The following is a 13,565-nucleotide window of genomic DNA, read 5'->3' as shown; positions in this document are numbered from 1 at the left end:
ATGTCGAAACTGGGAGATCTCGGCGCCAAGCTCTACCGCGGCGAGGTCGGCTACGACTTCGTCGGCAAGCGCAAGATCTGGTACGGCATCTCGATCCTGATCACCATCACGGCCATCGTCGGCCTGGCGGTGCGCGGCCTGAACATGGGCATCGAGTTCGAGGGCGGCGCCGTCTTCAACACGCCGAAGACCAGCGTGTCCGTCTCCAAGGCCGACGAGATCGCCGAGGAGGCCTCCGGGCACGACGCGATCGTGCAGAAGCTCGGCAACGACACCCTGCGCATCCAGATCGCCGGCGTGGACACGGACAAGTCCGACCGCATCAAGGCCGAGCTCGCCAAGGAGCTCGACATAAACGCGGACGACATCAACGCCGACCTGGTGGGTCCGAGCTGGGGTGAACAGATCGCCAACAAGGCCTGGCAGGGCCTGGCGATCTTCATGATCCTGGTGGTGATCTATCTGGCGATCGCCTTCGAGTGGCGGATGGCCGTGGCCGCCCTCATCGCGCTCATCCACGACATCACCATCACCGTGGGTGTGTACGCCCTCGTCGGCTTCGAGGTCACACCGGGCACGGTGATCGGTCTGCTGACCATCCTCGGTTATTCGCTGTACGACACGGTCGTGGTCTTCGACAGCCTCAAGGAACAGTCGAAGGACCTCGCCAAGCAGACCCGCTTCACGTACAGCGAGGTCGCCAACCGCTCGATCAACAGCACCCTGGTGCGGTCCATCAACACCACGGTCGTGGCGCTGCTGCCGGTCGCGGGCCTGCTGTTCATCGGCGGCGGCTTCCTCGGCGCGGGCATGCTGAACGACATCTCGCTGTCGCTGTTCGTCGGCCTCGCCGCGGGCGCGTACTCCTCGATCTTCATCGCGACCCCGCTGGTCGCGGATCTCAAGGAGACCGAGCCGCAGATGAAGGCGCTCAAGAAGCGGGTCCTCGCCAAGCGCAGGGCCGCCGCGGCCAAGGGCGAGTCCGCGGAGGCCGCGACGGAGCCGGTGGGCGACGACCCGCAGGACGACGACTCCGAGGACGCGGCGCCCGCCGTGGTGGGACCGCGCTCGGGACCGCGTTCCCAGCCCACCCGCAACCGCGGCCGCGGCCGCCCGTCGGGGAAGCGCCGATGACCGAGCTCGCCGACACCAGCGCGCTGCTGCTCAGCCGCATCCGGGACGTCGCGGACTACCCCGAGCCCGGTGTGATGTTCAAGGACATCACGCCGCTGCTCGCGGACCCGGTGGCGTTCGCGGCCCTGACCGACGCGCTCGCCGAGCTGTGCGTGCGCTCGGGGGCCACGAAGGTCGTCGGTCTGGAGGCGCGCGGCTTCATCCTGGCGGCGCCGGTCGCCGTGCGCGCCGGGCTCGGCTTCATCCCCGTACGCAAGGCGGGCAAGCTCCCCGGAGCGACCCTCAGCCAGGCGTACGAGCTGGAGTACGGCAGCGCGGAGATCGAGGTGCACGCCGAGGACCTCGCCGCCGGTGACCGTGTCATGGTCATCGACGACGTCCTGGCCACCGGCGGCACCGCGGAGGCCTCGCTGCGGCTCATCCGGCGTGCCGGGGCCGAGGTCGCCGGAGTCGCCGTGCTGATGGAGCTCGGCTTCCTCGGCGGCCGGGAGCGGCTGGTTCCCGCCCTGGACGGCGCCCCTCTGGAGGCGCTGCTCACGGTCTGAGGAGCACACGGAGACGGTGGGACGGTCCGGGTGCCGCGCGAGCGGCACCCGGCACCTCAAGAGCACACGGAGGCGGGTCCGGCGGAATCCGGCGCCCGCCTCCGGTGTTTCTCCAGTACAGGCACTCGCCTCCGGTGTTTCTCCAGTACAGAGGCGTCTCACCGGCCGGGGGCGAGCCGTTGGCCCAGGATCGATACCATGGACACTTCGGGGCCTGACCGGAGGACCCGATCGCGCACAGGGAGCGCTCTTGCCAGACGAGTCCCAGCCACTTGCCGCCGCCAAGTCCGCCCAGCAGGCCGAGCGGGCCGCCGCGCCCGCCTCCGCGCCCGTGCAGAAGACGCCGGGCGCGCCCGGCGGGACGTCCGCGCGGGGCGAGCAGGCGGCTCCGTCGGCCAAGGAGCCCCGCCCCGCTTCGGGAGCCGAGCCCCAGCAGGCCGCGCAGAGCCGCGCCACGCCCGCGGCCGACCCGGCGCCGCCGGTCCGCCAGACCCCGCCGGTCCGCCAGACGCCACCCGTGCGCCCGGCCCCCGCCAAGGCCCCCGGCACCGGCAAGCCGGAGCGCTCCGGCTCCTCGAACCGGGTGCGGGCCCGCCTCGCCCGCCTCGGCGTCCAGCGCTCCAACCCGTACAACCCGGTCCTGGAGCCGCTCCTTCGCATAGTGCGCAGCAACGACCCGAAGATCGAGACGGCAACCCTCCGCCAGATCGAGCGTGCCTACCAGGTCGCCGAGCGCTGGCACCGCGGCCAGAAGCGCAAGAGCGGCGACCCGTACATCACGCACCCGCTCGCCGTGACCACGATCCTCGCCGAGCTGGGCATGGACCCCGCGACGCTGATGGCGGGCCTGCTGCACGACACCGTCGAGGACACCGAGTACGGATTGGACACCCTGCGCCGCGACTTCGGTGACCAGGTCGCCCTGCTCGTCGACGGCGTCACCAAGCTGGACAAGGTCAAGTTCGGCGAGGCCGCGCAGGCCGAGACCGTGCGCAAGATGGTCGTCGCCATGGCCAAGGACCCCCGCGTCCTGGTCATCAAGCTCGCCGACCGCCTGCACAACATGCGCACGATGCGCTATCTCAAGCGCGAGAAGCAGGAGAAGAAGGCCCGCGAGACCCTGGAGATCTACGCTCCGCTGGCGCACCGCCTGGGCATGAACACCATCAAGTGGGAGCTGGAGGACCTCGCCTTCGCGATCCTCTATCCCAAGATGTACGACGAGATCGTGCGTCTGGTGGCCGAGCGCGCGCCCAAGCGCGACGAGTATCTGGCGATAGTGACCGACGAGGTCCAGGCCGACCTGCGCGCCGCCCGCATCAAGGCCACCGTCACCGGCCGACCGAAGCACTACTACAGCGTCTACCAGAAGATGATCGTCCGCGGCCGTGACTTCGCGGAGATCTACGACCTGGTGGGCATCCGCGTCCTCGTGGACACCGTCCGCGACTGCTACGCGGCCCTCGGCACCGTGCACGCGCGCTGGAACCCGGTCCCCGGCCGGTTCAAGGACTACATCGCGATGCCGAAGTTCAACATGTACCAGTCGCTGCACACGACGGTCATCGGCCCCAACGGCAAGCCCGTCGAACTCCAGATCCGCACGTTCGACATGCACCGCCGTGCCGAGTACGGCATCGCCGCGCACTGGAAGTACAAGCAGGAGGCCGTCGCCGGTGCCTCCAAGGTCCGCACCGACGTGCCGAAGAAGTCCGGCAAGGACGACCACCTCAACGACATGGCGTGGCTGCGCCAGCTCCTGGACTGGCAGAAGGAGACCGAGGACCCCAGCGAGTTCCTGGAGTCCCTGCGCTTCGACCTCTCGCGCAACGAGGTCTTCGTCTTCACCCCGAAGGGCGACGTCATCGCGCTGCCCGCGGGCGCGACCCCGGTCGACTTCTCGTACGCGGTGCACACCGAGGTCGGCCACCGCACCATAGGAGCCCGGGTCAACGGCCGGCTCGTGCCGCTGGAATCCACCCTGGACAACGGCGACCTGGTGGAGGTCTTCACCTCCAAGGCCGCGGGCGCGGGCCCCTCGCGCGACTGGCTGGGCTTCGTCAAGTCGCCGCGGGCCCGCAACAAGATCCGCGCGTGGTTCTCCAAGGAGCGCCGCGAGGAGGCGATCGAGCAGGGCAAGGACGCCATCGCGCGCGCCATGCGCAAGCAGAACCTGCCGATCCAGCGCATCCTCACCGGCGACTCCCTCGTCACCCTGGCGCACGAGATGCGCTACCCCGACATCTCGTCGCTGTACGCGGCGATCGGCGAGGGCCATGTCACCGCGCAGAGCGTCGTGCAGAAGCTCGTGCAGGCCCTCGGCGGCGAGGAGGCCGCCAACGAGGACATCGCCGAGTCCGCACCGCCCTCGCGCAGCCGCTCCAAGCGCCGCTCCAGCGCCGACCCCGGAGTCGTTGTCAAGGGCGTCGAGGACGTGTGGGTCAAGCTCGCCCGCTGCTGTACGCCGGTGCCGGGCGACCCCATCATCGGCTTCGTCACGCGCGGCAGCGGCGTGTCGGTGCACCGCAGCGACTGCGTGAACGTGGACTCGCTCTCCCGTGAGCCGGAGCGCATCCTGGAGGTCGAGTGGGCGCCCACGCAGTCCTCGGTGTTCCTCGTCGCCATCCAGGTGGAGGCCCTGGACCGCTCGCGGCTGCTCTCCGACGTCACGCGCATCCTCTCGGACCAGCACGTGAACATCCTGTCGGCGGCCGTCCAGACCTCCCGCGACCGCGTGGCCACCTCCCGCTTCACCTTCGAGATGGGCGACCCCAAGCACCTGGGGCACGTACTCAAGGCGGTCAGGGGAGTGGAGGGCGTCTACGACGTGTACCGCGTGACGTCGGCGCGCAGGCCGTAGCACCGACGACCGGCGCTCTGCGCAGAGGGGCTCCCGTACATCGTGTACGGGAGCCCCTCTGCGCAGACCACGGAGAACCGCTCAGCCGCCGAACTCCTGAAGGCCCTTGAGCGCCTGGTCGAGCAGCGCCTGACGGCCGTCGAGCTCCTTCTGGAGCTTGTCCGCCTTCGAGTTGTTGCCCGCGGCACGGGCCGTCTCGATCTGGCCCCTGAGCTTGTCGACGGCGGCCTGGAGCTGGCCCGTGAGGCCCTCGGCCCGCGCCCGCGCCTCCGGGTTCGTCCGGCGCCACTCGGCCTCCTCGGAGTCCTGAAGCGCCCGCTCCACCGCGTGCATCCGGCCCTCGACCTTCGGGCGCGCGTCGCGCGGGACGTGGCCGATGGCCTCCCAGCGTTCGTTGAGGGCCCTGAAGGCCGCACGGGCCGCCTTGAGATCCGTCACCGGGACGAGCTTCTCGGCCTCCTCGGCCAGCTCCTCCTTCAGCTTAAGGTTCTCCGACTGCTCGGCGTCGCGCTCCGCGAACACCGCGCTGCGGGCGGCGAAGAAGACGTCCTGGGCGCCGCGGAAGCGGTTCCACAGGTCGTCCTCGTGCTCGCGCTGGGCGCGGCCGGCGGCCTTCCAGTCGGACATCAGCTCGCGGTACCGCGCGGCCGTGGGGCCCCAGTCCGTCGAGCCCGACAGCGCCTCGGCCTCCGCGACCAGCTTCTCCTTGGCCTTGCGGGCGTCCTCGCGCTGCGCGTCCAGCGAGGCGAAGTGGGCCTTGCGGCGCTTGGAGAACGCCGAGCGGGCGTGCGAGAAGCGGTGCCAGAGTTCGTCGTCGGACTTCCGGTCGAGGCGGGGCAGGCCCTTCCAGGTGTCCACCAGGGCCCGCAGCCGCTCGCCGGCCGCGCGCCACTGCTCGCTCTGCGCCAGCTCCTCGGCCTCGGCGACCAGGGCCTCCTTGGAGTGCCGTGCCTCGTCCGACTGCTTGGCCTTCTGCGCCTTGCGCTCCTCACGGCGCGCGTCGACGGTCTCGACCAGCTTGTCGAGCCGCTTGCCGAGGGCGTCCAGGTCGCCGACGGCGTGCGCCTCGTCGACCTGCTGGCGCAGATGGTCGATGGCGGTCGTCGCGTCCTTGGCCGACAGGTCGGTCGTCTTCACCCGGCGCTCGAGAAGTCCGATCTCGACGACCAGACCGTCGTACTTGCGCTCGAAATAGGCCAGGGCCTCGTCGGGAGATCCTGCCTGCCACGAACCGACCACTCGCTCGCCGTCGGCCGTACGCACGTACACGGTCCCCGTCTCGTCGACGCGGCCCCACGGGTCGCTGCTCACAGCGCCTCCTCCACATGATGCCTGCGCAGGGCCACGGGCCCCCGGCATCGTCCACAGTTTCGTCACCGCCAACATAGGCGACCGGCGGGGATGCTGTCCGCATCCAGCGCGAGCGAAATTCACCCGCCGGGGGTCAGGACTTGCGGACGGTGGCCTTGTCGATGACGACCGTCGCGTTCGGGGTGCCGTCGCCCTGCCCACTGCTCTCACCTGCGGCGGCGATCTTCTTGAGCACCTTCATGCCACCCGCGGAGATCGTTCCGAACGGTGTGTAGTCGGGCGGGAGCTGGCTGTCCTGGTAGACGAGGAAGAACTGGCTGCCGCCGGTGTCACGGCCCTGCTTCTTCTGCGCGTTGTACCGGTTGGCCATGGCGACCGTGCCCGCGGGATAGACGTTGCCGCGCAGCCGCTCGTCCTTCAGATTCTCGTCCGGAAGGGAGTACCCGGGATCGCCCTCGCCGGTGCCCTTGGGGTCGCCGCACTGCAGGACGTTGACGGTGCCCGAGGTGAGCCGGTGGCACGCGGTGTGGTCCAGGTAGCCCTTGTTGACCAGGAAGTCGAACGAGTTGACGGTGTGCGGGGCCTTCGCCGCGTCCAGATCGATGCCGATGTCGCCGCACGTGGTGCTCAGCTTCATCGCGTACGAAGCCGACTTGTCGACGGTGAGCGCCGGCTCCTTCTTGAAGCTCAGCGGCTTGACCTCGCCCGGCGCCGCCTTGCGGCAGGGGTCGTCGGGCTTCTTGCTGGGCGTCGCCTCGGGAGCCGCGTCGTCCTTCTTCGAGCCGCCGTCGTCGAAGGCGCCGGCGGCGTACGAGACCGCACCGCCCGCCACGACCACCGCGAGCGCGCCCGCGACCACCGCGTTGCGCATCCGCCGCCGGCGCTGCGCGGCCTCCCGCCGCTCCTGCTGCCGCAAGAACTTCTCCCGCGCGAGCTGCTTGCGCCGCTGTTCCTGGCTGACCACCGGGGCACTCCTTGTACGTCTCGGTACGGCTGGGTTAGCCCCGTACCGTATACGGGTTGGCTGTGGAATCGGCAGCGCCGGTAGGCTCTGATCTGCCGCAATCTCCGCTGCCACCTCCGCCGGACGACACAGCCACCTCCACCGGACGACAAACGAAGGACGATCGTGCTCATTGCCGGGTTTCCCGCCGGGGCCTGGGGCACCAACTGCTACCTGGTCGCCCCCGCCGCAGGCGAGGAGTGCGTGATCATCGACCCGGGGCATCAGGCCACCGAGGGAGTCGAGGAAGCGCTCAGGAAGCATCGGCTCAAGCCCGTCGCCGTGATCCTCACGCACGGCCACATCGACCACGTCGCCTCGGTCGTGCCGGTCTGCGGGGCGCACGACGTCCCCGCCTGGATCCACCCCGAGGACCGGTACATGATGAGCGACCCGGAGAAGGCCCTCGGCCGCTCCATCGGGATGCCGCTCATGGGCGAGCTGACCATCGGGGAGCCCGACGACGTGCAGGAACTCACCGACGGCTGCCGCCTGGAGCTGGCCGGACTCGACTTCTCCGTCGCGCACGCGCCGGGGCATACGAAGGGGTCGGTGACGTTCAGGATGCCCGAGGCCGCCGACATCCCGTCGGTCTTCTTCTCGGGCGACCTGCTGTTCGCCGGCTCCATCGGACGCACCGATCTGCCCGGCGGATCGCACCCCGAGATCCTCGAGTCGCTCGGCCGCGTGTGCCTGCCGCTCGACGACTCGACCGTGGTGCTGTCGGGCCACGGCCCCCAGACGACCATCGGCCAGGAGCGCGCCACCAACCCGTATCTGCGGCAGGTGGCCGCCGGCCTGGGCGCGGACGGCACGTCCGCCCCTCGACGAGGAATGTGACGAGAGAACCCCCAGTGAGCACCTTCAAGGCCCCCAAGGGCACCTACGACCTGCTGCCGCCGGACTCCGCGACCTATCTCGCGGTGCGCGACGCCATCGCGGCGCCGCTGCGCAACTCCGGCTACGGCTACGTCGAGACGCCGGGCTTCGAGAACGTCGAGCTGTTCGCGCGCGGTGTCGGCGAGTCGACGGACATCGTGACCAAGGAGATGTACGCCTTCGAGACCAAGGGCGGCGACAGGCTCGCCCTGCGCCCCGAAGGCACCGCCTCCGTGCTGCGCGCCGCTCTGGAGGGCAGCCTGCACAAGGCAGGCAACCTCCCGGTCAAGCTCTGGTACTCGGGCTCGTACTACCGCTACGAGCGCCCGCAGAAGGGGCGCTACCGCCACTTCTCGCAGGTCGGCGCGGAGGCGATCGGCGCCGAGGACCCGGCGCTCGACGCCGAGCTGATCATCCTCGCCGACCAGGCGTACCGCTCCCTCGGCCTGAAGGAGTTCCGCATCCTGCTGAACTCCCTCGGCGACAAGGAGTGCCGTCCCGTCTACCGCGCCGCCCTCCAGGACTTCCTGCGCGGCCTCGACCTGGACGAGGACACCCGACGGCGGATCGACATCAACCCGCTGCGCGTCCTGGACGACAAGCGCGCCGAGGTGCAGAAGCAGCTCGTGGGCGCGCCCATGCTGCGCGACTACCTGTGCGACGCCTGCAAGGAGTACCACGAGCAGGTGCGTGCGATCCTGACCGCGGCGGGCGTCGCCTACGAGGACGACCCGAAGCTGGTCCGCGGCCTCGACTACTACACGCGCACCACCTTCGAGTTCGTCCACGACGGCCTCGGCTCGCAGTCCGCGGTCGGCGGCGGCGGACGCTACGACGGCCTCTCCGAGATGATCGGCGGCCCCGCGCTGCCGTCCGTGGGGTGGGCGCTCGGCGTCGACCGCACGGTGCTCGCCCTGGAGGCGGAAGGCATCACGCTCGACCTGCCCGCGGCCACCAGCGTCTTCGCGGTGCCGCTCGGCGAGGAGGCGCGACGGGTCCTGTTCGCCAAGGTGACGGAGTTGCGCCGGGCCGGGATCGCCGCGGACTTCTCCTACGGCGGCAAGGGGCTCAAGGGAGCCATGAAGAACGCGAACCGCAGCGGCGCGCGGTACACCGTCGTCGCCGGTGAGCGGGACCTCGCCGAGGGTGTCGTCCAGCTCAAGGACATGGAGTCCGGGGAGCAGGAGGCGCTGGCGGTGGACGAGGTCGTGACTGTTCTGAAGGGCAGGCTCGCCGAGTAGGGCTGCGGCTGGTTACCGCAACGTGGGGGCGGGCCCCGGTGCCCCGCCCCCACGGCGTGTGTGTCCCGCCCTACGGCGTGTGCGTTGTGCGTCCCGCCCCTCGCCGTGTGCGCTCAGTCCAGGACGCCCAGGCGCAGCGCATGCGTCACCGCCGCCGTTCTGTCGGTGACCTCCAGCTTCGCGAAGGCGCGCAGCAGATGTGTCTTCACCGTCGACTCCCCGATGTGCAGCCGGCGGCCGATCTCGGCGTTCGTGCAGCCTTCCGCGACGAGCCGCAGCACGGCCGTCTCCCGTTCCGAGAGGCGCGGTCGCTCCGGCCTGGCGCGCAGTTGGTCCACCAGGCGGGCCGCCACCGACGGGGCGAGGACGGTCTCGCCGCGGGCCGCCGCGCGCACCGCATCGGCCAGCTCGCCGCGGGCCAAGTCCTTGAGGAGATAGCCCGCCGCGCCCGCCTCCACCGCCCGCAGGATGTCGCGGTCCGTCTCGTACGTGGTCAGGACGATGATCCGGCACGGCAGCCCCGCCGCCGTCATCCTGACGATCGCGTCCGCTCCGTCGCCGCCGGGCATCCGCAGGTCCATCAGGACGATGTCGGGACGCAGTCGGGCGGCGAGCGCCTCGGCCTGCGGCCCGTTCGCGGCCTCGGCGACGACGTCCAGGTCGGCTTCTGCACTGAGCATGGCGCGCAGGCCTTCCCTGACGACGGGGTGGTCGTCGGCGAGCAGGACACGGATCATGACGCGGTCCTTTCGGGGGCCGGGGGAGGGGCGGGCGCTCCGCGGGGGTGCGGGGGCCGCGGGGCGTGGCCCGGGTCCGGGTGATGGTCCGGGTGGTGCGGCAGCGGCAGCCGTACGGTGACCGTCGTGCCGTCCGGGCCGCTGGTCACGTCGGCCGTGCCGCCGACCTCGGCGGCGCGTGTGCGCAGGCCCGGCAGCCCGAACCCGGCGTGGCGCGCCCCGGCGTCGAAGCCGTGGCCGGAGTCGTGGACCGCCAGTGTGAGGGCGCCGGGACGGAAACCGAGGGCGACCCGCACCCCGGCGCCGGGGCCCGCGTGCTTCGCCGCGTTGGCCAGCGCTTCCTGGCAGGCACGCAAGGCCACGACCTCCAGGGCGGGAGGGAGCGGCCGCACCGTTCCGGTGAGCGTGACGGCTGCTCCGTGGCGCGCGGCCACCCGGCGCAGGGCGTCCGGGAGCGAGCCGCCGTCCAGGTCGGCAGGGGCGCGCCCGGCGACCAGGGAGCGGGCCTCCGCGAGGTTCTGGCGGGCGGTGGCCCGCATCAGCTCAAGGTGACCGCGGGCGGCGCCCACGTCGTGCTCCAGCTCGGCCTCCACGGCCTGGCCCAGCATGAGCAGGCTGGTGAAGCCCTGGGCGAGGGTGTCGTGGATCTCGCGGGACATGCGCTCCCGCTCGGCGAGGGCGCCGCGCTCTGCGGACAGCCGGGCCACCTCCTCCCGGCGCGCGTCGAGCTCCGCGATCAGATCGGCCCGCTCCTGGCTCTGCGCGATGATCCGGATGATCCAGGAGCCTAGGGCCCAGCCGAAGACCAGGGACACCGCGGCGCCCACGGAGTTCAGGAAGACGTCCTGGGCGTCCGGCCGCCACAGCAGGGCCCAGCCGGCCACCGGCGTCGCGTTGATCACAGCGATCGCCACGACGGCGCGCCGCAGCCGCAGCGCGATGAAACACTGCGGCACCAGCGCGAACGTCAGCAGGCGTGTCTCGGTGACGAGCGTGCCCGCCGCCACGAACAGGGTCGTGGCAAGGGCCAGACGGCGAACGGCCCGGCGCTCGTCGGCGCCCTCGGAGACCAGGACCTGGCGGCCGCCGCCCACGTACCAGACGAGGAGCAGGACGATCAGCGTCGCGGACGCCGAGCGCGTCGCCGTGCCGGGGCCCGCGACGGTGAGCGCCAGGACGAGGGTGCCGACCCACACCACGGCGAAGTAGCAGTCCCAGAACAGAAAACCGCGGTCCCACAGGTTCTGACCACGCGGTCCGGACGCGGGGTCGGTTTGTCCGCGCGGTTCGGACTTGGTGCCGGTCCGCGCATGTCCCTCGCGCTCCCCGTTGCTCACCCGTCGCGCCGGCTCTTCCAGCGAAAGGTCCCCAGACATAGCACCAATCCTCCGACGCACCAGGCGGCGAGCACCAGGGCGACACGTCCGTACTCCCAGCTCCCCGCCTGTTCCAGAGCCTGGGCCGACTCGGGCAGGAACACCCCGCGAAAGCCCTGGCACATCCACTTCAGCGGGAACAGGGCACCGAGCGTCAGCATCCAGTCCGGCACCGTGTCGATGGCTATATAGACACCGGAGACGAACTGCAGCACCAGGAAGGGCAGGACCACGACGGACGAGGCGCTGCGGCCGGACCTCGGCACGCTGCTGATCGCGACGCCGAGCAGCGCGCAGCCGGTCAGACCGAGTACGAAGACCCAGGCGAAGGTGAGCCACTTCCCCGGGGACGTCGGCAGCTCCAGGTCGAACACCGTCGCGCCCACGGCGAGCAGCACCGCGGTCTCCAGGAGGCCGGTGACCAGGACCAGCCAGACCTTTCCGAGGAAGTACGCGCTCGGCGGCATCGGGGTGCCCCGCAGCCGCCGCAGCACGTGCTCGTCGCGCTCCATGGCGATGGCGATGCCGAGCGACTGGAAGCTGACGGACATGATGCCCGCGCCGATCATCGCGGCGACATACAGCTGGGAGGCGGTGATGCCCGCACCCTCCACGTCGTCCTTGAAGATCGACGCGAACAGGAAGAGCAGCACCACCGGGAACGCGAACGTGAACACGCCCTGCTCGCGCTGCCGGAAGAACTGCTTCACCTCGAGGGCGCCCTGCCGCCACCCCACCGACCAGGCCCCGGGCAGCCGCTCGGCTGGGGGAGCGGACCGGCGGGTGCCGCCCGTCGTCGTGGTCATCGCTCGTCCTCCTGTCCGGTCAGGCGGAGGTAGACATCCTCCAGGCTGGGGCGGCCGACCTTGAGGCCGGGGATCTCACTGCCGGAACGGCTGCCGAAGCGGCTCATGAGTTCCGCGACCGTCCGCGTCGGGGCCGTCGTCCGGACCGTGCGCCGTGTGCCGTCGGGGTCGGTCCACTCCACCGTCGCCTCGGAACCGTAGCGCTGCCGCAGTTCCGCCGGGTCGCCCTCCGCCACCACCCGGCCCGCGGCGATCACCACCAGGCGGTCGGCGAGCGCCTCGGCCTCCTGGAGGTAGTGCGTGGTGAGGACGACCGTGGTGCCCTCGTCCGCGAGGCGCCGGACCACGCTCCAGAACTGGCGCCGTGCGGCCGGGTCGAAGCCTGTCGTCGGCTCGTCGAGCAGCAGCAGACGCGGCCCGCCGACGATGCCGAGCGCCACGTCCAAGCGGCGCCGCTGCCCACCGGAGAGCGCCTTGATCCGGCTGTCCGCCTTCTCCTGGAGACCGACGAGGCCGATCACTTCCCGCACCGGGCGCGGCCGTGGGTAGAAGCGTGCGAAGTGGCTCACCGTCTCGCGGACGGTGAGCTCGGCGGGCGCCGACTCGTCCTGCCAGACGATGCCGACACGGGCCCGCCAGGCGCGGTCCGCCGTCGCCGGGTCGGCGCCCAGGACGGACACCTCGCCCTCGTCCCGGGTGCGGTGGCCCTGGAGGATCTCCACGGTCGTGGACTTGCCCGCGCCGTTCGGCCCGAGGATGCCGAAGACCTCGCCGTGCCGCACCGCCAGATCTATGCCGTCCACCGCCGGTACGCGCCCATACCTCTTGCGCAGCCCCCGGACGTCGACGGCGAGTCCGCTCGCCTGTGTCGTCATGGCATCGAGCGTCCCGCCCCGGCGAACACCTCGGTACCTCCGTCCGTACCTTCTTCTGTCCACCGAACGGTGGACACACAGGTACGTGCGGCACAATGACCCTGCCCACAGGCCACCCACGAGCCCCGGAACGGCGTGATGACCAAAACGATGTCAGTGAAGGACGGCGCCGCGGCGGACACGGACCGGGCCGACGCGCCGGGAGCCGTCGGCGGCAGCCGGGGACTCGCGCTGCTTCTCGTGATCACCGGCGCGGCCGGTCTTCTCGCCTCCTGGATCATCACGCTCGACAAGTTCGAGCTCCTGAAGGACCCGAACTTCCAGCCGGGATGCAGCATCAACCCGGTCGTCGCCTGCGGCAGCATCATGAAGAGCGACCAGGCGGAGGCGTTCGGCTTCCCGAACCCGATGCTGGGCCTCGCGGCCTACGCCGTCGTCATCGGCGTCGGCATGAGCCTGCTCGGCCGGGCCCGCTTCTCGCGCTGGTACTGGCTGACGCTCAACGCGGGCACGCTGTTCGGCGTGGGTTTCTGCACCTGGCTCCAGTTCCAGTCGCTGTACCGCATCAACGCCCTGTGCCTGTGGTGCTGCCTGGCGTGGGTCGCCACGATCCTGATGTTCTGGTACGTCACGTCGTTCAATGTCCGCCACGGCTTCCTGCCCGCGCCGGGCTGGCTGAAGACCTTCTTCGAGGACTTCACGTGGGCCCTCCCGGTCATGCACGTCGGTGTCATCGCTGTGCTGATCTTCACGCGCTGGGGCTCCGACCTCTGGATCTGAGGCGGCGCCGCCCGTCCC

At 70.9% G+C, this 13,565-nt stretch carries 12 protein-coding genes; 6 read left to right on the top strand and 6 right to left on the bottom strand.

Translation table 11 applies throughout. The features are described from left to right. From secF to GPA10_RS22865, 3 genes are all read left to right on the top strand, one after another. A complete protein-coding gene (gene secF, locus GPA10_RS22875; RefSeq protein WP_157167125.1) occupies nt 1-1,134 on the top strand; it encodes a protein translocase subunit SecF in 1,134 nt (377 codons plus the stop codon). Next, nucleotides 1,131-1,679 (top strand): adenine phosphoribosyltransferase, encoded by a 549-nt coding sequence (locus tag GPA10_RS22870; protein WP_157167124.1) that lies wholly within the window; start codon nt 1,131-1,133, stop codon nt 1,677-1,679. Before secF ends, GPA10_RS22870 begins: the two co-directional genes overlap by 4 nt. A 250-nt stretch (nt 1,680-1,929) precedes the next feature. Next, a complete protein-coding gene (locus GPA10_RS22865) occupies nt 1,930-4,539 on the top strand; it encodes a RelA/SpoT family protein (protein ID WP_157167123.1) in 2,610 nt (869 codons plus the stop codon). An 81-nt stretch (nt 4,540-4,620) separates the two neighbouring features. Here the strand turns inward: GPA10_RS22865 and GPA10_RS22860 are convergent, their stop codons facing one another. Continuing rightward, entirely contained in the window at nt 4,621-5,850 is a 1,230-nt protein-coding gene (locus GPA10_RS22860; RefSeq protein WP_058851873.1) for a DUF349 domain-containing protein, read from the bottom strand. A 133-nt stretch (nt 5,851-5,983) separates the two neighbouring features. Further along, nucleotides 5,984-6,814 carry a peptidylprolyl isomerase gene (locus GPA10_RS22855; protein ID WP_343041228.1) on the bottom strand — a complete coding sequence of 277 codons (831 nt, stop codon included), beginning with the start codon at nt 6,812-6,814 and terminating at the stop codon, nt 5,984-5,986. A 165-nt stretch (nt 6,815-6,979) separates the two neighbouring features. On the opposite strand from GPA10_RS22855, the gene GPA10_RS22850 reads away from it, so the two are divergent. Both GPA10_RS22850 and hisS read left to right on the top strand, forming a co-directional pair. Beyond that, nucleotides 6,980-7,693, top strand: a complete 714-nt coding sequence (locus GPA10_RS22850) for an MBL fold metallo-hydrolase (protein ID WP_058851875.1) — start codon at nt 6,980-6,982, stop codon at nt 7,691-7,693. A 14-nt stretch (nt 7,694-7,707) separates the two neighbouring features. After that, nucleotides 7,708-8,973 (top strand): histidine--tRNA ligase, encoded by a 1,266-nt coding sequence (gene hisS / locus GPA10_RS22845; RefSeq protein WP_343041227.1) that lies wholly within the window; start codon nt 7,708-7,710, stop codon nt 8,971-8,973. 113 nt (nt 8,974-9,086) lie between these two features. Here hisS and GPA10_RS22840 read toward each other — a convergent pair whose 3' ends face one another. The 4 genes from GPA10_RS22840 to GPA10_RS22825 are packed head-to-tail and all read right to left on the bottom strand — an operon-like array spanning nt 9,087 to nt 12,767. Further along, the gene (locus tag GPA10_RS22840) at nt 9,087-9,710 is read right to left on the bottom strand and encodes a response regulator (RefSeq protein ID WP_157167120.1); all 624 of its coding nucleotides are present in this window, start codon (nt 9,708-9,710) and stop codon (nt 9,087-9,089) included. Beyond that, a complete protein-coding gene (locus GPA10_RS22835) occupies nt 9,707-11,086 on the bottom strand; it encodes a sensor histidine kinase (RefSeq protein WP_079086983.1) in 1,380 nt (459 codons plus the stop codon). Before GPA10_RS22835 ends, GPA10_RS22840 begins: the two co-directional genes overlap by 4 nt. Beyond that, the gene (locus GPA10_RS22830; protein ID WP_157167119.1) at nt 11,044-11,892 is read right to left on the bottom strand and encodes an ABC transporter permease; all 849 of its coding nucleotides are present in this window, start codon (nt 11,890-11,892) and stop codon (nt 11,044-11,046) included. Before GPA10_RS22830 ends, GPA10_RS22835 begins: the two co-directional genes overlap by 43 nt. Next, nucleotides 11,889-12,767: an ABC transporter ATP-binding protein gene (locus tag GPA10_RS22825; RefSeq protein WP_157167118.1), complete on the bottom strand. Its 879-nt coding sequence runs from the start codon at nt 12,765-12,767 to the stop codon at nt 11,889-11,891. The genes GPA10_RS22830 and GPA10_RS22825 overlap by 4 nt, the downstream gene beginning before the upstream one ends. A 150-nt stretch (nt 12,768-12,917) precedes the next feature. Here GPA10_RS22825 and GPA10_RS22820 point away from each other — a divergent pair, with 150 nt between their 5' ends. Then, entirely contained in the window at nt 12,918-13,547 is a 630-nt protein-coding gene (locus GPA10_RS22820) for a vitamin K epoxide reductase family protein (RefSeq protein ID WP_246259570.1), read from the top strand. The last annotated feature ends 18 nt before the right edge of the window (nt 13,548-13,565 follow it).

Origin of the sequence: Streptomyces typhae, assembly GCF_009755605.1 — a bacterium.
Taxonomy (GTDB): domain Bacteria; phylum Actinomycetota; class Actinomycetes; order Streptomycetales; family Streptomycetaceae; genus Streptomyces; species Streptomyces typhae.
Note: the sequence above shows the minus strand (reverse complement) of the source record. Positions and strands in the feature narration are given on the sequence as shown.

Excerpts from the sequence above, each read along its gene's own strand:
- secF (WP_157167125.1), top strand. The coding sequence starts at position 1 with ATGTCGAAACTGGGAGATCTCGGCGCCAAGCTCTACCGCGGCGAGGTC.
- GPA10_RS22870 (WP_157167124.1), top strand. The coding sequence starts at position 1,131 with ATGACCGAGCTCGCCGACACCAGCGCGCTGCTGCTCAGCCGCATCCGG.
- GPA10_RS22840 (WP_157167120.1), bottom strand. The coding sequence starts at position 9,710 with ATGATCCGTGTCCTGCTCGCCGACGACCACCCCGTCGTCAGGGAAGGC.
- GPA10_RS22835 (WP_079086983.1), bottom strand. The coding sequence starts at position 11,086 with ATGTCTGGGGACCTTTCGCTGGAAGAGCCGGCGCGACGGGTGAGCAAC.
- GPA10_RS22830 (WP_157167119.1), bottom strand. The coding sequence starts at position 11,892 with ATGACCACGACGACGGGCGGCACCCGCCGGTCCGCTCCCCCAGCCGAG.
- GPA10_RS22825 (WP_157167118.1), bottom strand. The coding sequence starts at position 12,767 with ATGACGACACAGGCGAGCGGACTCGCCGTCGACGTCCGGGGGCTGCGC.
- GPA10_RS22820 (WP_246259570.1), top strand. The coding sequence starts at position 12,918 with ATGTCAGTGAAGGACGGCGCCGCGGCGGACACGGACCGGGCCGACGCG.